Genomic DNA, 22,345 nt, shown 5'->3' on the forward strand with positions numbered 1-22,345 from the left:
GTGGCTCCTGCGACATGGCGGACCCAACCACGTTCGGCCAGCGTCGCCAGAAGCGGCTGCGGAACGGTGAACGCGGTGGTAGCTGTGTTCGTCATCGTTTCCCGACCTATCGATCAAGACGGACACGAAGCCGCCGTGCACGTTCGCGGAAGGCAGCCTCACCACCTTCAAGGATGTCGCACACGGCCTTGCGGATGGCCGCGTTTTCCAACCCGCCCGCCACATAGCTAATTGGGGGAAGACCGCCCGACGGATGGGGGCCAGCTTCGGCTACGATGATCTGGTCAGCGTCGGTGTTGATGACGAGATTGGCGTTGTGGGTAACAATAATGACCTGACGCTTCGACTTGGCCGCGATGAACAATGCCACCAGCTCGTCGAATACGGATTTCGGATCGAGGTTCTCCTCGGGCTGGTCGATGATCAGAGGTCGATCGTCAGAATCGTCCAGAGCGAGATACAGCAGAAGCAGCACTATGCCCCGCGTGCCTGGCGACAACTTCCGGATGTCGACGCCGTCATAGGAGATCTCGTACCGAACTGTGATGTGATCAGTGCCGAAAAGCCAGTGCGCGAATTGCTTCGACCAGGCGCGGAACTCGGCTTGTTGCGTGGGCGCATAGGGCGCGTGCGAGAGAAGGTCATTGGCGTATTTTCCAATGAAGGCTGTCATCGCAGCCTGAACCTCGGCCGCCGAGCCCGTCTCCCACGCTGGTTTGAGTGCCTCCGTTGCGGCAGTAATGAGCGAACGGCGGCCATAGAAGGGGCCGGCCTTGCGTCTGTCGAGGAGTTCTTCCTCCGCTACCGAGCCCCATGTTTCGACGTCGGCGATCCTGCGAACCGAGAAGCTGAGTTTGTTCAGGGTGCCTGACGCCGCTGCAAGCCTCGCCATCAGCGGCGCGTAGAGACCGGCAAGCGCGTTCTGTTCGTTAATGATCGCCTCGAAAACCCGTCCATAGGTGTCATCACGCTCGGTCTGAAGCTCCTTCCTGCGGCCTGCCGCCCCTTGTGTATCAGTGAGCCTGAGTTCGAGGGCCTGAAGCGCAGAACTCTCCTGCGTAATACGGCCGGTCAGTGCAGTATATTGGTCCCGAACCAGCTTATCAGCGCTGAACAACGCCCCAAGGCGTGTCATTTCAGCGAGGATTGGGGCGAGCGTAAGTGCCGAGAGATCAGCAGTGTCGGCGATCAGCGCGACGTTCGGATCGCCAGGCCGTGGTGGAACGCCGTTAAGCTTCCGAACCTCGCCATCCGCCCACGCGATGTAAGCTGTCAAGCTCTTGTCGACGTCACCCTTATAGATCAGCAGGAAATCGTCCCACTGCTTGGCGTCCAGGCCGCTGTTGGCGTGCCGCGCCTGAGCTTGGCGGAGCATTTCCGGTGCGCCAGTGGCGCGCACGCTCCGAGCCTCGTCTTGTAAGGCGACGAAGGCACGGCGCTGATTTCCCAGGGTTTGGATCTTGTTCCGCAGATTCTGAGCCACCCCGCTGAGCTGGGTGTGGCGGGCAACCTGCGCTTCAGTTCCTTTGACGACGAGCTTAGCACGGTCGGTTGTGTAGTCCGCGATTAGCTTCTTTTTCTGCGCGACCTGCGTGGTCAGTGTGGCGACGAGGCTTTCCTTCTCGAACTCGCCAGCGATGCGGTCAGAAACGTCCGAAATCGCACCGGCCTCGCGACTGCGTGCCTGCTGGAACCGCAAAATCTGCTGGTCGCGCAGATCGGCAAAGTCGGTCGCCCATTCACGATCGTCTTGTGAATGCGACTCGAATATCACGCGCTCGATCTCGTCCACGAGACCATCGGAGACACCCTTCGCCGAGCAAAGCTCTTCAACGAATTGCTGGGAAAGATAGCGAGCGCGAGGAAAGGACATGTGCCCGTTGGCGTCGCTGCCATCGAGGGAGCGCGTGACCGTCGCGCCGCCACCCCAGGTGAGCGTCGTCGTTGCGTTGCCAATCAGCTTGCGGGCTCGCGCCAGGAAAGACGGGCTAATATTCTCGTCTGCCTCCCAGCCGGAGGACGAGATTGCATCGCAGCCTGCCGCAATGACATCTGCCAGGGCTGTCTTGCCCGAGCCTCGTGCACCAATGATGGCTACAAGGCCGGGATTGAGCGGGATTGCAGGTGTGGTGGCCCAGTCCGCATTGTCGATCCTGACGTGCGAAATGACCTGCGACGGCATTGCCGACCGGGGCGGCTGCTCGCCGACATAGGCGCGGCCCTCTGGGTCGATGCAGGCCTGACGGAGCGAATCGAACTCCAAAGCGCCCTTGATCCATGAGAAGCGATTATCGACGGGCTGGCCCACCGATTTTTGATCGTGTGAATCGCTTCCGTGAAGACAAGGCTTGCAGCCGTCATATCGCGTGCGCAGCTGTTCAATAGTCACGCCCCGCTGCCCGAGCCAGAATTCCCTCTGGGCTGGGCTGCTCGAGAAGATAATATGGGCGAACTTCTCGATTTCCTCCCGCACGGTCGCGTCGGCGGCCTGCCTAAGGCCTGACGTGCCGTCGCCGGCGGCGCCGGCGACGGCGATCAGGATGTTGTTCTTCGCCCATTCGCTTTCATGAATGACCTTGCGCAACTGGTCAAAATTGACCTTGACCTGTGTCGCACCATGCCGAAGCGCCGCGCCATCGTCGATGATCGTCGGGTCAGCGCGCTTTCCGAGCTTGATCAGCTCTTCGCGGGTGCAGTCATAGCGATCGTTATGGGCGCCAAACTGCAGGCGCTTGAGGATGCGCTTGACCTCATCGACATGGTTTGGATCTTCCGGGCTGACCAAGAGGTGGATGTTCACAAACCCCGACTTTGCCGCCGCATCGAGGCGCAGCTCGATGTTCGGGAAGAGCAGCTTGACGCCGGGGAGTCGGCCGGCAGCCTTATGTTTGAGGAATTCCTCGTAGGTGTCGGTCACATAGTAGTCGGTAACGGCGATTGCCTCGATTTTGGGTGTCAGGCTTTCGAGCGTCGTCAGATAGAAATTCCAGGGATCGGTGGCTCCGAACTGGTTGTTAAGAATGGTGCCAGGCGCATGAATGTGTGGCTCCCATCGATGCCATTCTGAACCGCGACTGATCAACGCTTCTGTTTTCTTGTCGTCGTCGCCTTGCACTGTACTGAACTCCTGCACACCAAATATTACTGAATGAAGAGGTCTTGCGCGAACGCGGTGAGATCATCATCGACGTCCCCACCTCGATACGCCGCAACCTCGGCCACCACGGCTCCTACGCAGTCGATAATCAAATGCAGGCCCACCGTGTAGTCGTAGTCACCAGCCATTGTGAGGCCGCGGAGTTTTTCGGCATCAAGGTCCAGCCCCTTCTTATTGCCAGCCTTTTTCACCTCCACGACGGCGCAGTTGTAAAGAGTACGTCTGCGATGGACTATAATGTCGGGAAAGATCGTCATAGCCGACGTTTCATCCGGATATGTTTTGAATTCCTCCGGCCGAGGCAGGTTCTTCACTTTGTCCCCTAACCGGTTGTATTCGCAATCGGTATGCCACTGATCGAAGTAGGGCGCGATGTGAACTGCCAGATGGTGTGTCAAACTGCGCTCGTTGACATCAACTTCCAAGAGATCAGTTTCGCTTGCGAGAAATGCATGCGTTGCCTTTACAAGCCTAGCGATCGTTTCCTGTGGTTCAGGGAAATCCTTCGGACGATCGGGATCCGTCCACATTTCTGATGCTGTTTCCAATAGCCAAGCCTCCAGCCCCTCTTATAACACTATAACGCAGACAACGATAGATTTCATTATAATCTTTATAAATATCACCTGATATAGACGCGAAATGTTTTCCCTTCTACATACATCATCTGCCGATAAGTTTTCATATAAGTAAATTAACAGCGTTAATACTTACGTCGTCGAATTATAACCATTTCACTACAAATTTCTTACCAACATTCGCATATCCAAAATTATCCCCTATTAAGCTATTTATGTCTCAAATCTGTGACAGAGCTGACTTTATGCAACCAGATGGCCACCATGCAAGCTAGGCTAGGGAATAACCGACTTTGAGACTTGCTAGTTAGCGGCGCGACGATCCTTTGCACCCCCGATCGACCTATCTGAACATCCAGTCAAGCGCAAAAATTACCTGCATTGCTTGTGACAAGCCGCGAAGACAATCACGCCATAGATGCCGCCAGATGAGAATCGAGTATCATTCCGTAGCACATGGGAAATCTGCGCCATGCACGCTAGCACCGCAAATCAGGCGCGCTGCTGACTGGCATCTTAAGGCTGCCAGGCTATGCGAGCAGGCTCAGTTTCAAACTTGACTCTTGTCGGCCTATAGGCCGAATTCGAATTGGGGATATGGAATGAAGCGACCATTTAGTTCATTGAGGATCGACCAGCTTGAGGCGATGCTGGATAGGTCGCTCGCAAGCGGTGATACGAAGGCTATCAAAGGCGTCGCGGGCGAGGCAGGAGTTAGGACGACAGCTCGGGCTAAGAAGCTTCTGGTCCGTGCGAAATCCGCATTGGAGGTCAAGCAGGCGGACCTCTTCGACCGAAGCCCCCAGACTTCTGGGAAGCGGCCCAACGTGGTGCACAAGAAGGCGGCGGCGATGCCCGGGGATCGCAAACCCACCGCGGAGCAGCAACAGGCTGTTGACGCCTTCCTGTCCGGCAGCTCGCTCCGGATCAATGCTTATGCGGGCACAGGCAAGACCTCAACACTGCAATTCCTTGCCCACGGGACTCGCAGCCGCGGCCAGTACATCGCCTTCAACAAGGCGATTGTCGGGGACGCCCGTGAAAAGTTTCCTCCGACGGTAGATTGCTCGACGACTCACAGTCTAGCGCTGAAGTCACTGCACTCTGACTATAAAAAAACCAAGGACAAGTTCGCCGGGAAGGTCAGCTCGAAGCAGCTCGCAGAGATACTTGGATTCAAGAAGACCTGGCGAGTCGACCGTGACCATTCTCTACAGCCAGTGTCACAAGCTTATTTGATCCAGCAAACTGTCAGGCGGTTCGCTCAAAGCGGCGACGAGGAAATCTCTGACGTGCACGTGCCTCGTCACGGATCGCTGCTTACGGCCAGCGAAGATACTCTCAAGGCAGTGAACGAGTTTGCGTGCAACAATGCCAGGCACGTATGGCACCGCATGTGCGACCCAAAGGATGCGATCCCGCTGGGTTTTGACGGGTTCTTGAAGCTTTGGGGGCTATCCAAGCCGCAGATCGCAGCCGACTACATCCTTCTAGATGAAGCGCAGGACACTAATCCCGTCGTACTCGACGTGCTGCGGCGGCAAAACGCCCAGCTTGTCTACGTTGGTGACCGCTACCAGCAGATATACGAATGGCGTGGCGCGGTTAATGCGATGAAAGCAATCGAGACCAATGCCACCGTTAGCCTGACCCAGTCGTTCCGGTTCGGCCCCGAGATCGCCAGCGAAGCGTCTCGCATCCTGCAGCGGCTCGGTGAGAGCGTGCCGCTGACCGGCAATCCCGCCATGCGGAGCCGGGTCGGTAGCTGCAACCCCAGCGCCATTCTTGCGAGGACCAATGCGAACGTCATGACGGCGCTAATCCAGTGCCTTGACGAGGGTCGCAAGCCGCATCTCGTTGGCGACAACAAGGACCTCAAGGAGTTGCTGTGGGGAGTGCGGGACTTGAAGGAGGGGCGTCCAACCGACGTCGCCGACTTCTTCGGTTTCACCAGTTGGGAGTCGGTGGTCGACTTCGCCAAGACCACCGAGGGCGAGCACCTGACCATGTTCGTCAACCTGGTGCAGAGCAAGGGCGAGAAGCGCCTGCTGTGGGCAATCAACCAATCGGTCAGCGAGGAGCAGGCTGAGATCGTCATCTCGACAGCACACAAGGCCAAGGGGCGGGAATGGAAAAATGTTCGACTAATGGACGACTTCCTGAAGACCCGCGAAGCACGGACTCCCGCGGAAAAGGCCAAACAAGAGCAGGAGGACGCTGCGGAACTAAGACTTTTCTACGTCGCCGTTACGCGCGCGAAGGAGGCGATCGAGATACCGGTCATGGGCAGCAAGGGTGAGCCGCTGCGAGCTTCGGCACTCTTAGCAAGGGATGAGAAGCAGGCGCCGGCTAAGACCGCTGTCGCGCGGCCGGTTGACTGGCAGGATGCTGTTAAACAAAACAGGCAGGCTCATGCGACCCATGTCACAGAAAAACCAGCGAAGCGTGGCTTCTTCTCGCGTCTATTCGGCCGGTAATGGTCGATGGACAAAAGCCTCTGGCGTGAAGCTCATACCGCACGACTTCCTAGTCGGAACTGACAACGTTACGAGAATCTCCGAATGAAGACTTGGTGCCCGTCTGGAGCCTCGCTAGCGCCTATAGACCGTCGCGCGCAGCCATCTCAAGAGCTTCGCCTACAGTTCGTGCCTGGTCACGATACGGCCGAATCCTTTTGGCAATGTCCTCGAAATCTCGCCTATCCTGGGACTGCCGGGCGGGCCGTTCATCCCAGCGTGCGACAATCTCGTCGAAATCTTCGAAAGACAATTCGTTGCGCCGCTTCTTGTCCCAGCGTAGCTTGCCCTCGCCATCCTTGTAGGGCACCGAGACTCGTTTGCCGATACGATAATCACCGAACATATCCGGGCCGTTGTCGGTGGCACTGTTCTTGGCGCGACAGTTGTTTCTGATTAGTGCTCGCAGACCCAAAACTATGGCCTGGTCTTGAATCTTTTCAAGGCGCTGAGGATGTTCGGCGAGAATTGTGTTAACGATCTTATCTATAGAAAAGCGTTGTCCCCGAGGCGAATTCTCAATCAACCGTTCAAGGAAAGAGTGAAACTCGCGTAGATCCAAATTGCTCATCAACTGCTCCCGCAAACCTTGAACGCTCATGTGACGGACGCCTATAGAACAAGTCAAGAACAGCCCACATTTATTCACAGCATTCCGATAGCTGCGGGCAGCTTCGCAGCTTGAATGGCGACCGGCAGACAAATTCAAAGAGGTTTCGACCTCCGCCGCCTCGATGGTCGCGTCATGATTCAGCTCGATCGATTTCCGGAAAATACATGCCGGTGGCACGCCGCGCGCTTCAGCGCGCAGCAATCCCGCAATCGGCGTATGTCACATCCGGCTTCACCCACCCAGCAGAATGCAAAAACCCATTCTGAATGTGCTCGATAGTACATCGACGGACTGCGTGCAAACTAAAGGCGCGGCCGCCGACCGAGCGAATTCCCTACAACCAGCCCTGCCTATTGCTCCAGTTCGTAGGAGTTATTGACACACTGTGTTGACGCGATCGACCAGCTCCCGGCCATACAGAAAGATTCTCAACCCATGTCACCCGCCAAACCTAGACCAACGCCAAATTTGATAGCATTCTAGGGATGGGGAGAATGGCTTGGACAAGTCTCGATATAAAAATCGCTCGGGTTGGGGGCGCAAGGGCAATGGCGTGGGTCGATCACGCGCCTGGCGTCGCGCAAGCCTGCCGTTGGGCCTGGTCTTTCTGACAGTGGCCGCCGCTGCCGCCTTAGCCACGCAATCGGCTATGCAGCACACCGACCGAATGCCAGACGTTGGGGTTTCGAACTGGTTCGGGTCGAAGCCAGAGCCGATCGCTGGCGTCGCGGCCGTCATCGATGGGGACACGATCGAGGTCCATGGCCAGCGGATCCGCTTTAACGGCATCGACGCTCCAGAGAGCAAGCAGTACTGCAGCGACGCCAAGGGATTCGACTATCCCTGCGGGCGCCGCTCGGCCGAGGCTCTAGACGCCTTTCTAACGGCCTCCAGGCCGGTACTCTGCACCTTCTTAACTTGGGACCGATATCACCGGTTTGTCGGTGATTGCCGGCGCGCGGATGGCGTCAGCGTCGCCTCCTGGATGGTCGAGCACGGCCAGGCTCTGGATTGGCCCCGCTACAGCCAGGCCTATTCAGCGCAACAGGCGAAGGCGGAAGCCGGGAAGCTCGGTCTTTGGGTCGGAACGTTTCAGGCGCCCTGGGAATGGCGGGCGGCGCACGCTGACGATGCGAGGCCGTCGAGCCAGCCGCTCGGCATCATCAACCGCCGACAGGTAGCGCAAAGCTTTTCGTGCCAGCCGCGCCGGACATGCTCGCAAATCAGCTCTTGCGACGAAGCCCAATGGTATCTCAGCAACTGTCCATGGGGCGGCAAGCTGGATCGCGATGGCGACGGGGTTGCTTGCGAGACACTCTGTTGATGGCGCTGACCCGTGGGTCGCTCTGACGAAGGAAGAACGATGTGAAAACAATCCTGGCAGTTGCGCTCATCGGTGCTGCTGGTCTTCTGGCCGGCCGTGCCCAAGCGGCATCGCCGAGTTTCGACTGTCAACTGGCAGAGAAGCCGGACGAGATCGCAATCTGCGGTGATGATCAGCTGGCCAAAAATGACATGCTGACCACGAATGCCTTCAACCAGGCGAAACAGATCAATCGAAAACGAGCGATCGCGGCGGCAAAGTCATTTTTGAAAGTTCGTGCCGCATGTGGATCCGATGCTGACTGCATCGCCAACGCGCAAACCCAAGCCGTGCTCGATTTCGGCATGCTCGGAGCCACACTGCCAACCCCATCGGCGCAGATCGGGGAAACGTCCACACTGGCATCGGCTGAACCGCCACGGTCCAACCCGTGGCCGGACGCGTTTTCGCGGCGGGACTTCAAACTCGGTATGACCCTGAAGGAGTTTAAAAGCGTTCCGTTTCCTGACTCGGACAAATCGCCTGACGCCTTTTCCGTCTGCTCTAATGAACCCAAATCGAGAGAAGGAGGCTACGAGACAGCAATGCTTTTCAGCGACGTCTTCGAGCGAGCGGGCGTCATCAAATGCGCCTTCTTTTTCGTCGATAATATCTCATCGGTGCCAATGGTTTTTGATGCTGGCCTGGGATTGGCCGACACCCAAGTATCGACAGAGTTCTATTTTCTCCCCGACGACAGTTCCATGCAAAGGCTCTTCTGGATTCAAACTTCAGGGCCGTCGGAGATGGCCCCAGCGCTGGTGCCGATAATGACAAAAGCCTATGGCGAGCCGGCCCACATGGTCGAAACGTGGCAGAACCAGGTCGGCGGAAAGTTCGACAATGACGTCTACACTTGGGACAATTCATCGAGTGAAATCAACCTCAAACACTTTGGCGATAAAATCACCGTGTTTAACCTGAGACATTCGTTGAAACCCCTCTGGCAGAAATTTGGCCAGATACTTGATCAGCAAAACACCGAAGCTGCCAAGAAACTTTAGGGATCAGTGCGGCGCACCGCCCGAAGCAGATGACGGCCATGATTTGGACAGTAGAACTGGAAGCAACCGCCGCTCACGCGGCGGCTGCTTCGGTGGCGCTGAAGCGCGACAGATAGGCTGCGGCGCGCTGCGCGCGTGCGGCGGCGACGAAGATCGCGCGCTTGTCGTCCTTCGGCACGGATAGCCAGTGCCCGATACAGGCGGCATGGTCCTCGCGATCCTCGGCGCAGCCCCAGGTCGGCGCACAGGAACGCTGCTCCGAGCTCGGCAACCAACTCCTCTCGAGCATAGCCGTCGTCTCCCAACCGCTTGCGACCGAAATCACGGTCAAGGCGCGTAGCGTGCCGGGTCCTGTGGCCTAGGCGCAGCCGCCGCCATGACGGATCTCGGCGCGCGTCAGAACTCGGATGAGCGCATCGCCCATGCCGACACCTTCTTGGCCGCCTTCCCGGTTACGTTCAGACGAACGCCGGGTGCAAGCCTAAGCGATTTTCTGTAGCGAAACCCCACAAGCGCTCCCCCGCGCCTGCCTCTTGTGATATCACAGTATCGCTTACCCAAGTGCCCGATCAATCCATTCATACGAGCCCCTCGGTTTGATTATCTCACGCAGAGACCCCGCTAGCCGTCAGGCGCACGCCAGTACTTGCGGCTATCACGGAGGAATTCCGACCACCGGCGTCGTAACGATTCTTCCAGACGGCAGCAAAACCTTGCCCCTCCGAGCTTGATCGCGCCTTTCTCGAACGCGAAGAATTCCCCGCTCGGTCCTCAGGAGTTGGAGATGGGTGGCAGCCGATCGGCGAGCTAGCCGGGTCGCCTCCTCAACGTGTCGATTCTGACAATGCATGTCAAAACCGCCACCGAGCAAATCGTTGAGCGCCCCCGCGCTTGCGCTTATGTGACACGCACCTCTTTATAAGACGCCAGCTTAGGATTGACTTGCGCAAGCGGAACTTTTGCACGATCTTACCTATCTCAATTTGGGGGAGGGAATCATGAGTGTTGAAGAAAAGCTTCGCGTTCTTGCTGATCGTATCAAGACGCATTCAAGCGCAATGCTTACCGAGGAGGCCTTAAAGACAGCGATAGTACTTCCCTTTCTTGCAGCCTTAGATTACGACGTTTTCAATCCTGACGAGGTCATTCCCGAATTCTGCGCCGACGCCGTGGGAAAGAAGGGGGAGAAGGTTGACTACGCCATAAAGATTGACGGGGAAATCAGAATACTTGTCGAATGTAAACCGATCACTACAGTGCTTGATCGAGTACATCTTGCGCAATTATACAGATATTTTTCTGTCACCAATGCAAAGTTCGCCATTTTGACGAACGGTCGTTCCTTCCATTTTCATACGGACTTGGTTGCGCCAAACAAACTCGATGACCGACCGTTCCTCACATTCGATCTTTCGGATCTACAGGGGCAATTGACCTCCGAACTGAAGAAATTCGCGAAGGCGGATTTCAATGTGGATGGGATCCTGCAATCCGCTCATCGGTTGAAGTATACGTCGGCGATCAAAAAAGAAATTGGAAGCGTGATGGAGAATCCACCAGAGGATTTTGTGCGGATGGTGACTGGGGGCCTTTACCAAGGACGGTTCACGGCCCAGGTAAAGGACCAATTCACGCCCATGGTCAAAGCGGCCTTCCGCGAGATTGTCCGAGAATCCGTTCAGTCGCGTCTTTCCACAGCTTTGGCCGAGACTGAGGTTTCGGAAATTGGCGCGGACGGACTTGGCGCCGAAGAAGAGGTTGTGACCACTGAGGAGGAGCGAGAGGGTTTCATGGTTGTGCGGGCAATCGTGCGCGACCTTTTGAAGCCAACTAGGGTGATCATGCGTGATCAGAAAAGCTATTGCGGGATCCTGGTCGACAACAACAACCGTAAGCCGTTGGCCCGGCTGTGGTTCAACAGGTCGGTCAAATATCTCGGGCTTTTCGATGGTGAGAAGGAAGAGAAGGTTAAGATCGACTCGCTCGACGAAATCTATGACCACGCCGATCGCTTACGAGCAACAGCCAAGGAATATCTTGCCGGGGCAATCGCGGCGCCCTCGATTGCTTCATGACTTTGAAACGTTTCGGAAGTCCCGCCTACTCGCCTTCTGTCTGTTTTTGGAGAGCCGCAGTGCGGGCTTCCAGGCTGTAGATGCAGCCGGACCGCGCCGAGGTTGAAGCAACCCTTGGGCCGCAGTGTCGACCTCGTCGCGGTCCGGCCGTGTTTCCCGGTAGTTGCAGCCGCTCACGCGGCGGCTGCTTCGGAGGCGCTGAAGCGCGACAGGTAGTCTGCGGCGCGTTGCGCGTGCGCGGCGGCGGCGAAGATCGCCCGCTTGTCCTCCTTCAGCACGGACAGCCAATGGCCGATATAGGCGGCGTGGTCGTCGCGATCCTCAAGGCGCAGCCCCAGGTCGGCGCACAGGAACGCGGCCCCGAGCTCTGCCACAAGCTCCTCGCGGGAATAGCCGTCGTCTCCGAACCGCTTGCCGCCGAGATCACGGTCAAGGCGCATAGCGTGCCGGGTCCAGTGCGTGGCCTCGTGGGCAAGCGTGGCGTAATAAGCCTGCGCATCCCGGAAGGCCGCGAAGGCAGGCATCTGGATAAAGTCGAGAGCCGGGCTGTAGTAGGCGCAGTCGCCGCCATGACGGATGTCGGCGCGCGTCGCAGCGAAGAAGGCTTCGGCATGAGTGATGCGCTCATCCGGGTTGCGGACACTTTCGGCGGAGGCATAGAAGTGAGCCGGCAGCCCGTCGACCTGTTCGACATTGAAGACCGTGTAGGCCTTCAGGAACGGGATGAAGCGCTCGGCCTCATCGCCCGTGGCCTCGTCGGTCTCGGTGCGCCGCATGGTGTCGGCATACACAACCGGAGAGCCCTTCTCGCCCTTGCGGACACGGCCGCCGAGTTCGATGGCCTGCTTGAAGGTCATCCAGATCGGCGCGGCGTAATGCGCGGTCATCGCGGACGCCCAGAGCGTCAGGACGTTGATGCCGGCGTAGGGCTGGCCGTTGTGGCGAAGCGGCCGGGAGACGTGGCCGGCGGCATGGGCGGCACTCCAGGGCTGCGTCCAGGGTTTGACGCCCTGCTCAAGGGCCTCAATGATCTGGTTGGTGATGCGGCTGTAGACATCCTGCCGCGGGGTTTCATTGGTGTCCGTCATGACCTTGCTCCTTTTGCGTCGGGTTTTTCTCAAGACGCGGAGAAGCAGGGCCGGGCGATTGAGCCGGCCGGTCAGGCCCTAACACGGTCCCGCCCCTTCTTGGCGGGAGTGGTGCGGGCGGGGTTTGACCGGGCGGCGCGCCCGGCCGAATGATCGCGGCAAAGATTGAGGAAAACCCGCCGCAATGAGCATGGACGAAACGCCGGAAAGCCAAACCGCGCGGCATCGGCGAAAGTCGACAGGAAGACCCTGCAAAGGCACGCAGCACACGAGTCGACGCAAATGGACGTCGCCGTGCGAGACCAACCTTACCGCGGCCCTTTTTAAGGTACGGGGCCATGGCTGGCCTGTGCGACTGGGAAAACGACGACGATCCGGGCGAAAGCACCGCGACCGGACTTGCGTCAGCAGCACCCCGATTTGAGGATCACCGGAGAGAAGATCGCATGAGGCGGGAGAACGCCAAAAACGGTCCGGTGGCCTTCCGCAACGCCTAGCCCTTGCGACGTCCTTTCGAGTATGACCGGGATGCAACGCCACCACGATCCAAAGGCGTTAACCGGAACAAGAGGTGCGGCGGCCATATTGACATCTGTGATAGAATAAATTCGACCATGACCAAAAGTACCCTCGCCTATATCAATCCGGCCATCCTGCGATGGGTCCGGGAACAGGCCCGTCTCAGCCCCGAGGGGGCGGCCGAAGGCATTGGCATATCCGCCGATAAGCTGCAGGCCTGCGAGGCCGGCGACAAGCACCTGACCTTCCCGCAGTTTCTGGCCGCGGCGAACTTCTACAAGCGCGCACCCGCAATCTTCTATCTGAATGAGCCTCCGGTCGGATTTCTGCCGATTCAGGATTTCCGGCGCCTCCGCGAGACGCCGGAGGACGCCTTTAAGTCCGGTCTGGAATGGGCGATCCGGCAGGCCAGGGAGAGACGTGAATTGGCGCTCGAGCTTCGCAATGATTTGGGCGAACCGGTTCAGCCCTTCAAACTGCAGGCCTCCGTCAAAGACAACGTGGAGACCGTTGGCGCGGCGATCCGAACCTATCTCGGCATCAAGCAGGCCGACCAGCAGACCTGGCGCGCCAAGGCTTTCGATAACTGGCGCACCGCCATTGAAACCAAGGACGTGCTGGTCTTCATGGTACCGCGCTTGGCATTGACCGAAATGCGCGGCGTGGCGGTCGCGGAACCCAAACTGCCGATCATCCTCATCAATTCCAAGGATCGCACCAACGGGCGCACTTTCACCCTGTTGCACGAATTCTGCCATCTGGTTGTCAGGGCCAGCGGTATTAGCGGTCTCGACTTCGTCGCACCCGAGCCGGCCAGCGCCGTCGTCGAGCAATTCTGCAATGCGGTCGCCGGCGCCGCCCTGGTTCCGAGCGACTGGCTGCTAAGCGAGCAATTGGTACGCTCCAAGGGCCAGGTGAAGACCTGGGACGATGACGAGCTGGCCGCGCTGGCCGGCCGCTTCGGCGTCAGCCGCGAAGTCATTTTGCGCCGTTTGCTGAACCTCGGCCGCACGACACAGGCATTCTATGAAAGCCGCCGTGCGAGCTTCCAGGCCGAGTATGACGCCTTGGCCGAGAAAAAGAGTAGCGGAGGTCCCGAGCGCCATCTGGTCGTGCTCAGCCAGCTAGGTCGTAGTTTCACTCGCCTAGTGTTACAGGGCTACTACGATCGCCAGTTGACGCTGCGCGACGTTGCAAGCCACCTCAATATGCAGGTGACTGCCGTTCCGAACATCGAACGCGCCGCCTTCGGCCTTGCGGGGTAGCGCTACGTGGCGACGATTTATTGCATCGACACGTCAGCCCTGATCGCCGCCTGGTACGAACGTTACAAGCCCAAGCGCTTCCCGAAACTGTGGGACGAGTTTGACAAGCTGATCGGTCAGGGCCGCCTGGTTTCGTCCCTTCTGGTCCAGGCCGAATGCGAGAAACGCTCCCCGGAGCTGCATGACTGGCTGAAAGAGCGCGCGGACATGTTTGTCGCGCCCGACCAGGCGATCCAGCAGCGCGTCCAGCATGTGCTGAACACCTACAAAGGCCTGGTCGCCGCCGGCAAAGAGAAGTTTGCCGCCGATAGCTTTGTCATTGCCACGTCTGAGGTGCTGGGCCACACGCTCATCACCGAGGAAACCGGCGTGGACAGCTTACGCAAGATCCCCGGCGTCTGTAACGCCATGAAAATACCCTGCATCAACCTGATGCAGCTGTTCGACGCCGAAGATTGGACCGTCGGCTAGGCGAAATGCCTTGGGAACGGCGTAAGCCGCCCTATGGAGATAACTCTCTCTATGGAAGGCGTATTACCCGGCGCAGAGGTCCCAACGGCGAAGCATCGTCAATCCAGGTGCGAGAGCGCTCTATCGACCCATTGACCGACCTCAGGGCGTCACGCACCCAGCGTGTCTAGGCTGATCGGTCATGTGGCGCTGAATGCTTTTGGCGCTAGCTACTGCAATCGACAACGGCGCTTCGGACACGCCATCGTCGCAGCCCGATTTCTGTTCTCATTTATCCGGGTGGGCCAAGCTCACCCGTTGATCAACATACGCCGTCGCAAGCGTGAGCCTCTCGAAAAGGTCTCCCTTGCGCGGACCATAAATCTTCGCAAGCCGCGCACCATCGCCCCCGGTCATCCCAGATGTCTTCTTCTTTGTCTCGAAAGTACTCTTCTGAAACCGCTTAGCGCATTCGATAAGAGATCAACTGCACCGAGATACTGATAAGTTAACGCCAAGAGATAACTTTAACGCCAGAGGGATTCAATTGCATCGCACCAATAACTGATCGCAAAATCTGAACAATCCTGACTTTGCAAAATCAAAATGACGCAATGATTGAATGTCGGAACTATAAAATTAGGTTGCCACCTTTTGCTATATCTCTTTGGTTCTTTGTGTTCGGTCACTTGTCCGCTGCTGGTCAACGCTTATTAAACATATCGACTCTTAATTCTCGATCCATGAAGCCATTCTATCGTTTATCCTTCGCGGCGATGCTTGCATTTTCGGCCACGTCGGGGTTATGGCAATCACGGGTTGTTAAGTCAAGCTTGTCCTGAACAAGAGAATGTGAGAGTTGTGTGCCGCCCAAATTGTCACCACGGCATTACTGTTATCGGTAAAAAACAATGGAGAAAGAGGCTAGTATTACAATTGCGTTTCACACATGAATTAGTTATTTTTTTCGATTCCGTGCCGGGCGGCCAAAGGGGGGTTATTGATAATGGTTGAATCGATTGAAATGACATTGGAGATGTGGGCCTCGTCACTACGCGAGGTGAAGTCTCGCATCAGGGGGCTTTTCCCTCAGGAACGCGTGGCTGTCTCGGCCGGCCTGTTCCTTGAAGGCCTGCTCCGGGACGCGCATCGCAAAACCGGGTGGATGCGCGCCGAGGCTGCGGGGGACCCGGGGCCGTGGCGCCAACAGGCCATTCTCGGAAGGGGCAGGTGGGACGCAGACGCACTGCGCGACATCGTGCGCGACTATGCACTCGAAACGCTAGCCGACGCCGAAGCGGTCCTCGTGATCGATGAGATGGGTTTCGTCAAGCAAGGCAAGACGTCCTGTGGGGTAGCGCGCCAGGTCAATGCCTCGACGGGCAAGATGGCCAACTGCCAGATCGGCGTGTTCGCCGCCTATGCATCGAGGCACGGGCATGCTTTCGTTGATCGCGTACTGTATCTCCCGAGGGCCTGGACGGAAGACTCTGCCCGCCTGGCGCGGGCCCACGTGCCTGCGGGCACGACTTTCGCGACAAAGTCCCGCCTGGCTCTTGATATGATCGCGCGCATCGTCGCAGCCGACGTACCCTTCAGCTGGGTAGCCGTTGACCGGGTCTACACTGGCGTCGACATCGAGATGGCCCTGCGACGCTGGTGCAAGGGATACGTGCTCGCCGTTAGCGCAAACCATCATTTCGCTTTCCGAAATCGCTCTTTCCCGGAAGGAGGGACGGCCGAAGATGTCGCACGGAACCTCGCCCCCTCCGTTTGGCGGAGCTTGCCCCCAAGAGAGGCCCTCCGGGGCTCTGAATCCTGGGCTTACTGCCCGTTCAAAGACTTGGACGTCGCGGAATACGACAAAACCCGCACCGGGCTCTGGACCCCAGGGCTCTTGATCCGACGCGATGCGAACAAGGCTCTTTGCTACTTTTCAACATGGTCTCCTGCGGGCACCGAGATCGAAACGCTGATTGCAGTCGAGCAATGTTGCAGGATTGTCGAGGAAGGCCTTCGCGCGGCGAAGAACGAACTGGGCCTCGACCATAACGAAACCCGTTCCTGGCACGGGTGGCATCGCCACGTCTCGCTGGTCATGCTCGCCTTCGCGATGGTGTCGACCGTGCGTCTCAGGGCGAGCCATCAGCCCCCGGGAGTGGTCAGTGACCTCAAGGGGACTAGTTGCCAGCTCGAACGCTTGCCGAGGACCTTCAGGAAGCCGAAACCGGGATCGCTCGGCGCCGCAGCCATTCTCCCATGGCAAGATCAATCCGGCGAATGTGGCCGCAAGCCCTTGCCGCGCAAAACGCAATAGTAGCGTGAGGTTCTCATCATGAAATTGTCCGTGAAAACGAATGCTCCCGACTTCCGAACCAGGGCCGACAAGGCCGCGGGATTCGCTTGGATTGGGAGAAATGAAGAGGTGGTATGCGACAAAATGCCATCATCGGTGTCTGTACGTCAGATCGAGCCATCCGACCTGAGCAAGCGCGCACCCAAGCGGATCCCGGGGACAGGAGCGAACAAAACAGCCCGCCGATCTGGGCCCTGCTCTTACTTGGACAAGCACGCAATCTTCGATGGAGAGGTTAGGCGCGACACTAAATCATCAGTACTCGAAGCCGACAAGACGTCATCCCTTTCGATGGCTACAATGAGACCCAGTGGAAAAATGCAGTTAACGCCTTCAGAGAAGACGATTTCAATTTGCGCAGCGCAAGTTGACCGTCAACAGTTCTCGAATAGGAAGGCTTACAGAAAGCAAGGAATATGCCTATGACCGAAGTCAATACCGAACGCACGAGCGCAGAAGACAACAATACTGATCAGACAGGCGTGAATGAGGAGAATACCGAGCACATAAACGTGGATGAGGAGAATACCGAACAGCCAGGCGTGGACCTGCTGGCCCTTACGGCAGATATTGTGGCAGCCTACGTCCAGAAGAATGCGACCCCCGTTGCCGACCTTCCGGACTTGATCTCTAGCGTCAATTCCGCGTTGAGAGGCATTGTGCAACCACCTGCCCCAGCAGAATCTGAGCTCGTTCCGGCGGTCAATCGCAAGCGGTCCGTGTTTCCCGACTATATCATCTGCTTGGAGGACGGAAAAAAATTCAAGTCTCTTAAACGGCATCTCCGAGCCAATTACGGCCTGACACCCGAGGATTACAGAGCAAGATGGGGACTCGCCCCTGACTACCCGATGGTGGCACCCAATTATGCCGCTCGGCGGTCCCTCCTTGCGAAGTCCGCTGGTCTCGGACGCAAGCCGGCCGTCAACACGGCAGGGTGAAGTCTCCGCTCGCTTGCGGCTTCTGGACTTTTGGCTTTGAGAGACGCATCCTCCCCTCGGGAGAGATGGCGATGGGGAATGCGGTTCAGCCATGGCGCAAACGGCGCACACCATGGTGGCGCGCGGTTCTCAAAGCCCGCTTTGCAATCGTTGTTGCACTGCTTGCGATCTCGTCTGCAGCCTTTGTCGCGGCTGACAACCGGCCGCGGCTCCCAACTGTTCACTCTTATGGCACATCATCGAGCATAGAGCGCAAGCTAGGTTGTGACATCAAGGGCAACATTAACGAGCGTGGCGAGCATATTTATCACGTGCCGGGCCAGGAATATTACCTGGCGACCCGGATAAACCCTGCGCGTGGCGAGCGATGGTTCTGCTCAGAATGGGAAGCATGGTGGGCCGGTTGGCGAAAGGCCAAGGTATGAAGAAGCCTGCAATATCCTTTTACGGATGTAGCCGCGAAATCGTGCTGTTGCTGACATTGTAGCTATGGGCAACCTCACCCCTCGCCTCCCCGGCCGCCAGCCGCGCCAACGCCTCTCGCCGCTGCTCTTGTGAGAGCTTGGGCTTGCGGCCGAACTTTACGCCCATGGCCTTGGCGCGAGCGCGCCCATTCGATGTGTTTTCGAGGATCCTGCGCCGTTGCCATTTGGCGGCCCATCCGACAAGGAAAAGGACCAGGTCCGACATCTCCGACGTGGTATCGATAAAGGGCTCATCCAGCAGCCGCAGCCCGGCGCCGGCCGATGTCACGGTCCTGAGGATGTTCAGCATATCAAAGGGGTCCCGCGCCATGCGGTCGCTGACGACGGCATAGACCACGTCGCCTGACTTCAGGGATCTTAATAATCGCTGCAATTGAGGGCGGTCGGCATCCTTGCCGCTACGCTTTTCAAAGAAAATCTTCTCGCAGCCAGCCGTCTGCAGGCGCTCGATCTGGGCGGCCAAGTCCTGCGCTTCGGTCGATACCCGCGCATAGCCGTATTTCATTCACCCATGCCTCCTCCGTTGCTCCAAAAATCACGACTTTTGCAAGAGTCGTCAGGAGTAATATTTGCCTTTTTTTGAGCTTATCTGATAGGTATTTTGCTTAAAATATGTGCAGAAAGTCAGTGCGCGCGCAGCGCTACCGCCACGCGCAGGCGCGCGCAAAAGTCGTGATTTCTGCATAAATCTGCCGTCTCTCCAGCCTCCTCCTCCTCCTAACAGGTGCACCTTTGAGACGTAGCGCAACCTTGCCCTTCGCCGTGGCGATTCCGGGGCGTCACGAGGGCCCTAGGGCAGTCCGGAAACGATCCCGAATTTTCCCGCTCGCGTTTGCGCTGATGGTTTCGGCCGCGCCAGCCATCGCCCAAGAGAAGCTTTCCCTCGATGTTACGGTGCCGGCCGTAAGCCTTCCGTCACAATTGTTCAGGCCCAATGGCCAAGCTGCTGACTTCCTCGGAATAGGTCTCGACCAGACGATCGACGACATCCGCAAGACACTGACCGAACAGAATTTCTCAAACGAAACTCCGTCAAATCGCTTCCTGCTGGAGGAAGACTATAACCGCGTCGAGATTGTCGCATCCGGTCCGAACCGATACTTCACCAACATCGTCTGGACCGGGCCACAGGACGCCACCGCCGACCAAAGCGTGAGGGTCGAATTCTCCTCTCCCCTGACAGGCCAGCACTCAACGGATGTCCGGCGCTTCGTCACGTACAAGGGAGGTATGGGCCCGCTGGTAGAGACGCTTCGTGCGGCCATTATCCAGAAATACGGACCACCCAGCGTCGACGGCAAGACCCAAATGCAGTGGTTTTGGAGCACAGGCCAGCTCGTCAAAAAGGGTGTCCATGACAGGCAGATGGCGATCAGCTTGGAAACCGAAAGCGACCATGTGAAGGGTGTTGCCTACCTGCTGGTCGACGACGCCGCGGTCGACGCTGACCGGGACCAGGTAGCCAAATTCCAGAAGTCGGTCGAGGACGCCGCCAAGAAAGTCCGCGACGGCCACGCCACCGCACCCAAGCTCTAAACATCCCCACAACAAACGAGGACGATCGTGAACATGATTTCGTGCGCCCTGACTCTACGTGCCGCGGCTGTCGCCGCCAGCCTCTCCGTGTTGGCGTTGCCCAGCGCGGCCAAAGACATCGTTGGTTTTGTCGATCAGGTGACCAAGCAGGCGAACCCCAGTCAAATCCTCATTCTGCACAACAAGGAGGCTTGGGCCAACAACACCATCGACACCATCACCGGCCAGTTGAAAGCCAAAAATTTCAAATTCGACTTCCAAGGCTACAACCAAGGCGACCGGCCTCGTGACATCGCCCGCTCCATCAACTGGCCGAACTATGGCGCGGTGATCTGCATGGGACAGGGCATGGATTGCGACTGGATCAAGGCCCAGGCCGAGGGAAAGGGCTTTGAAGGCGATTTCTACAACGCCATGTTGGAGAAGCGATAAGCGTCCGCTGAAGCCCTTGCTCCCCCCAAAATAGGTGCTCCCTTTGAGACGTAGCGCAGCATTGCCACTCTTGGCGGCAGGGATCCTGTCCGCTTGCAATCCGCTGGCCGCCGATCCGAAAATCGGAATCGTTGGACGGTGGGAGAGCCCTACCTTGACCCGAAGCCAGCGCCGGCTTTTCGCGGAATTCAAAATGGGCGGGGACGTGTTCTTCCTCAATAGCAACGCCTCTACCTCCAGGGCCGATTGGACGTTTCTCCAGAGCGGCGAGCTCCAGATCGCCTATCCGGCTGGATTTTCGAGACGGTGCAAGGCGACGATCGCCGGCACCTCGCTGACCATCGAGCCGCCGACATGCCTTTACGGTTGGGATGATGTCGGCCGGAGTATCACGCTCGTCAAGCAATGACGCGCTGTCGCATGTCTGCCCCGTTCGCTTCCAACCCCTTCTCCCGAGGTTACCGCCATGCAAAACACAATCAAGATTCCGACCATCGCGTGGGGCATCGCCGCGCTGGTCTTTTTTCCCTTCTTTGTTCCGAATTCCTACAATATCAGCCTGTTCGGCATTCGTTTTCTCCCCGCCGTCTTCTTCGCCTATGTCGCCTATCGGACCTACAGGAGCGGGCTCGCGCCAGGMGCCGGCCCCGAAGAACGCGCCCTGGCCCGCCACCAAGCTTTCGCAGCCGTGGCCTTATCTGTGGTCAGTGTGATCCTCGGTATCGGGTTTGGCCTGATCCGACCGCCAAACTTCAACTCTGTCATGCCATCCGTCGCCAGCTTCGAGGGCAAATACAGGGATCCGAGCGGCAACACGGTCGAGTTTCTTGGCGACGGCACTGCTGTCATCGTTATTCACGGCCAGCAAGCAATCTGGAAATGGAGCACCTATGCGGGCAATCGCCTGAAACTCGAGCCCGACCCCGGTATGATCGGCGTTTCGTCCGCGATGTGTGACTACCAGCTCAACGGCTCCAGCTTGCGGGTCACCGGGTGCGAGTATGCGATGCAATTGACCCGGCTCTGAAGCATTTCCGAGCTCCTTGTCGAGCTGACCCAACACCATCGGAGAATCCCCATGACCAAGCACAATGTTAGACTGGCCGCCCTCGCGTTCGCCGTCCTGGTGGCGGCGACCGGGGTCACCGCTGCTCACGCCCAACCTCCAAAGTTGGGCGAAGCGGCGGCAACCTTGGCTATCACCGAATATGCCGAGGCTAACTGCCCAGGCCTCGCCGTGGACCATGCCAAGCTCGCAGCCTATTTCGCCGCCGGAGGCTTCACCGTCGATCAACTTAAGAACGAGGGGAAATACCGGCACGTTAGGGATATCGACCTCCCTGGCGACATCGCCAACAGGGGAGCCGCCGCAGTCTGCTACGACATTCAGGCATCCTGGTACGTGCCGAGCGATACCCTTCGCCACAAGATTGTCTTCAAACCATAAGTCCACATCTGCTGAGGAGAGATTTCATGAACAAAGCCATAGGCCTTGGCATTGTAGGCGCTCTGGTCGGGGCCGGCGTCGGGTTTCTGACGAAACCACAACCTGCATTGTCGATGCTGGCGACCGCTGACCCCGACGCCACCTTCAGTCAGCCATAGTGAGCCACATTGCAATTTATGCGGTGGTTGGGCTTGTCGTCGGCGCTGTCTTGGGGGCGATGACGCTCCTGGCGGGGAAAGCCAGGTGAGCGTATCCGAGTGCGCCAGGAGCGGGAGTTGAATGATTTTGACTCGCGATGAAGCCAGGGCAGCACTTCTGCGCCAGATAGGCGGCTTGCCGGATAAGCAAGCCGCTATCGCTCACAAGCTGGTTCCGATCTTTGACGAGATTGAAGACGACGCGTCCTACGTGAACGATGTGAACACGCTCATGGCCGCCCTCCAGTTCGTAGAATACATGGCGACTGGTGTGCGGCCGAGGTCAGATGCGGTGCAATAAGGTTGTCATGGATTTCAGGCAT

At 57.9% G+C, this 22,345-nt stretch carries 20 protein-coding genes and 2 pseudogenes; 16 read left to right on the forward strand and 6 right to left on the reverse strand.

Annotation, left to right across the window (positions count from 1 at the left end):
- Nucleotides 1-106 precede the first annotated feature (106 nt).
- On the reverse strand, nucleotides 107-3,082 hold the full coding sequence (locus AC1D0N_RS29520; protein WP_477249927.1) for a TrlF family AAA-like ATPase: 2,976 nt from the start codon (nucleotides 3,080-3,082) through the stop codon (nucleotides 107-109).
- Nucleotides 3,083-3,141: 59 nt separating this feature from the next.
- On the reverse strand, nucleotides 3,142-3,705 hold the full coding sequence (locus AC1D0N_RS29525) for a hypothetical protein (RefSeq protein WP_477249887.1): 564 nt from the start codon (nucleotides 3,703-3,705) through the stop codon (nucleotides 3,142-3,144).
- A gap of 632 nt (nucleotides 3,706-4,337) precedes the next feature.
- On the opposite strand from AC1D0N_RS29525, the gene AC1D0N_RS29530 reads away from it, so the two are divergent.
- Nucleotides 4,338-6,212, forward strand: coding sequence for a UvrD-helicase domain-containing protein (locus AC1D0N_RS29530; protein ID WP_477249889.1), 1,875 nt, complete (start codon nucleotides 4,338-4,340; stop codon nucleotides 6,210-6,212).
- Nucleotides 6,213-6,333: 121 nt separating this feature from the next.
- On the opposite strand, the gene AC1D0N_RS29535 is transcribed toward AC1D0N_RS29530, so the two are convergent.
- Nucleotides 6,334-7,065 (reverse strand): hypothetical protein, encoded by a 732-nt coding sequence (locus tag AC1D0N_RS29535; RefSeq protein WP_477249891.1) that lies wholly within the window; start codon nucleotides 7,063-7,065, stop codon nucleotides 6,334-6,336.
- Between the two features lie 298 nt (nucleotides 7,066-7,363).
- On the opposite strand from AC1D0N_RS29535, the gene AC1D0N_RS29540 reads away from it, so the two are divergent.
- Nucleotides 7,364-8,188, forward strand: coding sequence for an excalibur calcium-binding domain-containing protein (locus AC1D0N_RS29540; RefSeq protein WP_477249892.1), 825 nt, complete (start codon nucleotides 7,364-7,366; stop codon nucleotides 8,186-8,188).
- A 41-nt stretch (nucleotides 8,189-8,229) separates the two neighbouring features.
- Nucleotides 8,230-9,231 carry a lysozyme inhibitor LprI family protein gene (locus tag AC1D0N_RS29545; RefSeq protein ID WP_477249894.1) on the forward strand — a complete coding sequence of 334 codons (1,002 nt, stop codon included), beginning with the start codon at nucleotides 8,230-8,232 and terminating at the stop codon, nucleotides 9,229-9,231.
- Nucleotides 9,232-9,304: 73 nt separating this feature from the next.
- Here AC1D0N_RS29545 and AC1D0N_RS29550 read toward each other — a convergent pair.
- A pseudogene (locus AC1D0N_RS29550) lies at nucleotides 9,305-9,587 on the reverse strand (zincin-like metallopeptidase domain-containing protein); the annotation flags it as partial.
- Between the two features lie 642 nt (nucleotides 9,588-10,229).
- On the opposite strand from AC1D0N_RS29550, the gene AC1D0N_RS29555 reads away from it, so the two are divergent.
- On the forward strand, nucleotides 10,230-11,306 hold the full coding sequence (locus AC1D0N_RS29555; RefSeq protein ID WP_477249896.1) for a type I restriction enzyme HsdR N-terminal domain-containing protein: 1,077 nt from the start codon (nucleotides 10,230-10,232) through the stop codon (nucleotides 11,304-11,306).
- Between the two features lie 173 nt (nucleotides 11,307-11,479).
- Here the strand turns inward: AC1D0N_RS29555 and AC1D0N_RS29560 are convergent, their stop codons facing one another.
- The gene (locus tag AC1D0N_RS29560; RefSeq protein ID WP_477249897.1) at nucleotides 11,480-12,394 is read right to left on the reverse strand and encodes an ArdC family protein; all 915 of its coding nucleotides are present in this window, start codon (nucleotides 12,392-12,394) and stop codon (nucleotides 11,480-11,482) included.
- Between the two features lie 614 nt (nucleotides 12,395-13,008).
- On the opposite strand from AC1D0N_RS29560, the gene AC1D0N_RS29565 reads away from it, so the two are divergent.
- The 5 genes and pseudogenes from AC1D0N_RS29565 to AC1D0N_RS29585 all read left to right on the forward strand — a co-directional run bounded on the left by AC1D0N_RS29565 (nucleotide 13,009) and on the right by AC1D0N_RS29585 (nucleotide 18,350).
- Nucleotides 13,009-14,178: an ImmA/IrrE family metallo-endopeptidase gene (locus AC1D0N_RS29565; RefSeq protein ID WP_477249898.1), complete on the forward strand. Its 1,170-nt coding sequence runs from the start codon at nucleotides 13,009-13,011 to the stop codon at nucleotides 14,176-14,178.
- Between the two features lie 6 nt (nucleotides 14,179-14,184).
- Nucleotides 14,185-14,649 (forward strand): DUF4411 family protein, encoded by a 465-nt coding sequence (locus tag AC1D0N_RS29570; RefSeq protein WP_063172219.1) that lies wholly within the window; start codon nucleotides 14,185-14,187, stop codon nucleotides 14,647-14,649.
- 985 nt (nucleotides 14,650-15,634) lie between these two features.
- Nucleotides 15,635-16,783: pseudogene (locus tag AC1D0N_RS29575) on the forward strand (IS701 family transposase); the annotation flags it as partial.
- 623 nt (nucleotides 16,784-17,406) lie between these two features.
- Nucleotides 17,407-17,925, forward strand: coding sequence for a Ros/MucR family transcriptional regulator (locus tag AC1D0N_RS29580; protein WP_477249900.1), 519 nt, complete (start codon nucleotides 17,407-17,409; stop codon nucleotides 17,923-17,925).
- Between the two features lie 71 nt (nucleotides 17,926-17,996).
- The gene (locus AC1D0N_RS29585; protein WP_477249901.1) at nucleotides 17,997-18,350 is read left to right on the forward strand and encodes a sunset domain-containing protein; all 354 of its coding nucleotides are present in this window, start codon (nucleotides 17,997-17,999) and stop codon (nucleotides 18,348-18,350) included.
- A gap of 19 nt (nucleotides 18,351-18,369) precedes the next feature.
- On the opposite strand, the gene AC1D0N_RS29590 is transcribed toward AC1D0N_RS29585, so the two are convergent.
- Nucleotides 18,370-18,915, reverse strand: a complete 546-nt coding sequence (locus AC1D0N_RS29590) for a recombinase family protein (protein WP_477249903.1) — start codon at nucleotides 18,913-18,915, stop codon at nucleotides 18,370-18,372.
- Between the two features lie 335 nt (nucleotides 18,916-19,250).
- On the opposite strand from AC1D0N_RS29590, the gene AC1D0N_RS29595 reads away from it, so the two are divergent.
- From AC1D0N_RS29595 to AC1D0N_RS29625, 7 genes are all read left to right on the forward strand, one after another.
- A complete protein-coding gene (locus AC1D0N_RS29595; protein WP_477249905.1) occupies nucleotides 19,251-19,946 on the forward strand; it encodes a hypothetical protein in 696 nt (231 codons plus the stop codon).
- Nucleotides 19,947-19,973: 27 nt separating this feature from the next.
- Nucleotides 19,974-20,378, forward strand: coding sequence for a hypothetical protein (locus AC1D0N_RS29600; RefSeq protein ID WP_477249906.1), 405 nt, complete (start codon nucleotides 19,974-19,976; stop codon nucleotides 20,376-20,378).
- 154 nt (nucleotides 20,379-20,532) lie between these two features.
- Nucleotides 20,533-20,787: a hypothetical protein gene (locus AC1D0N_RS29605; protein WP_477249908.1), complete on the forward strand. Its 255-nt coding sequence runs from the start codon at nucleotides 20,533-20,535 to the stop codon at nucleotides 20,785-20,787.
- A gap of 57 nt (nucleotides 20,788-20,844) precedes the next feature.
- Nucleotides 20,845-21,405, forward strand: coding sequence for a hypothetical protein (locus AC1D0N_RS29610; RefSeq protein WP_477249910.1), 561 nt, complete (start codon nucleotides 20,845-20,847; stop codon nucleotides 21,403-21,405).
- 51 nt (nucleotides 21,406-21,456) lie between these two features.
- Complete coding sequence (locus AC1D0N_RS29615; RefSeq protein WP_477249912.1) at nucleotides 21,457-21,825, forward strand: hypothetical protein; 369 nt, start codon at nucleotides 21,457-21,459, stop codon at nucleotides 21,823-21,825.
- A gap of 26 nt (nucleotides 21,826-21,851) precedes the next feature.
- Nucleotides 21,852-21,983 (forward strand): hypothetical protein, encoded by a 132-nt coding sequence (locus AC1D0N_RS29620; RefSeq protein WP_477249914.1) that lies wholly within the window; start codon nucleotides 21,852-21,854, stop codon nucleotides 21,981-21,983.
- A gap of 121 nt (nucleotides 21,984-22,104) precedes the next feature.
- Entirely contained in the window at nucleotides 22,105-22,323 is a 219-nt protein-coding gene (locus tag AC1D0N_RS29625) for a hypothetical protein (protein ID WP_477249916.1), read from the forward strand.
- Nucleotides 22,324-22,345 lie beyond the last annotated feature (22 nt).

The organism is Mesorhizobium sp. P2_E10, assembly GCF_056404235.1.

Excerpts from the sequence above, each read along its gene's own strand:
- AC1D0N_RS29565 (WP_477249898.1), top strand. The coding sequence starts at position 13,009 with ATGACCAAAAGTACCCTCGCCTATATCAATCCGGCCATCCTGCGATGG.
- AC1D0N_RS29530 (WP_477249889.1), top strand. The coding sequence starts at position 4,338 with ATGAAGCGACCATTTAGTTCATTGAGGATCGACCAGCTTGAGGCGATG.
- AC1D0N_RS29580 (WP_477249900.1), top strand. The coding sequence starts at position 17,407 with ATGACCGAAGTCAATACCGAACGCACGAGCGCAGAAGACAACAATACT.
- AC1D0N_RS29595 (WP_477249905.1), top strand. The coding sequence starts at position 19,251 with ATGGTTTCGGCCGCGCCAGCCATCGCCCAAGAGAAGCTTTCCCTCGAT.
- AC1D0N_RS29555 (WP_477249896.1), top strand. The coding sequence starts at position 10,230 with ATGAGTGTTGAAGAAAAGCTTCGCGTTCTTGCTGATCGTATCAAGACG.
- AC1D0N_RS29615 (WP_477249912.1), top strand. The coding sequence starts at position 21,457 with ATGACCAAGCACAATGTTAGACTGGCCGCCCTCGCGTTCGCCGTCCTG.
- AC1D0N_RS29620 (WP_477249914.1), top strand. The coding sequence starts at position 21,852 with ATGAACAAAGCCATAGGCCTTGGCATTGTAGGCGCTCTGGTCGGGGCC.
- AC1D0N_RS29625 (WP_477249916.1), top strand. The coding sequence starts at position 22,105 with ATGATTTTGACTCGCGATGAAGCCAGGGCAGCACTTCTGCGCCAGATA.
- AC1D0N_RS29590 (WP_477249903.1), bottom strand. The coding sequence starts at position 18,915 with ATGAAATACGGCTATGCGCGGGTATCGACCGAAGCGCAGGACTTGGCC.
- AC1D0N_RS29585 (WP_477249901.1), top strand. The coding sequence starts at position 17,997 with ATGGGGAATGCGGTTCAGCCATGGCGCAAACGGCGCACACCATGGTGG.
- AC1D0N_RS29560 (WP_477249897.1), bottom strand. The coding sequence starts at position 12,394 with ATGACGGACACCAATGAAACCCCGCGGCAGGATGTCTACAGCCGCATC.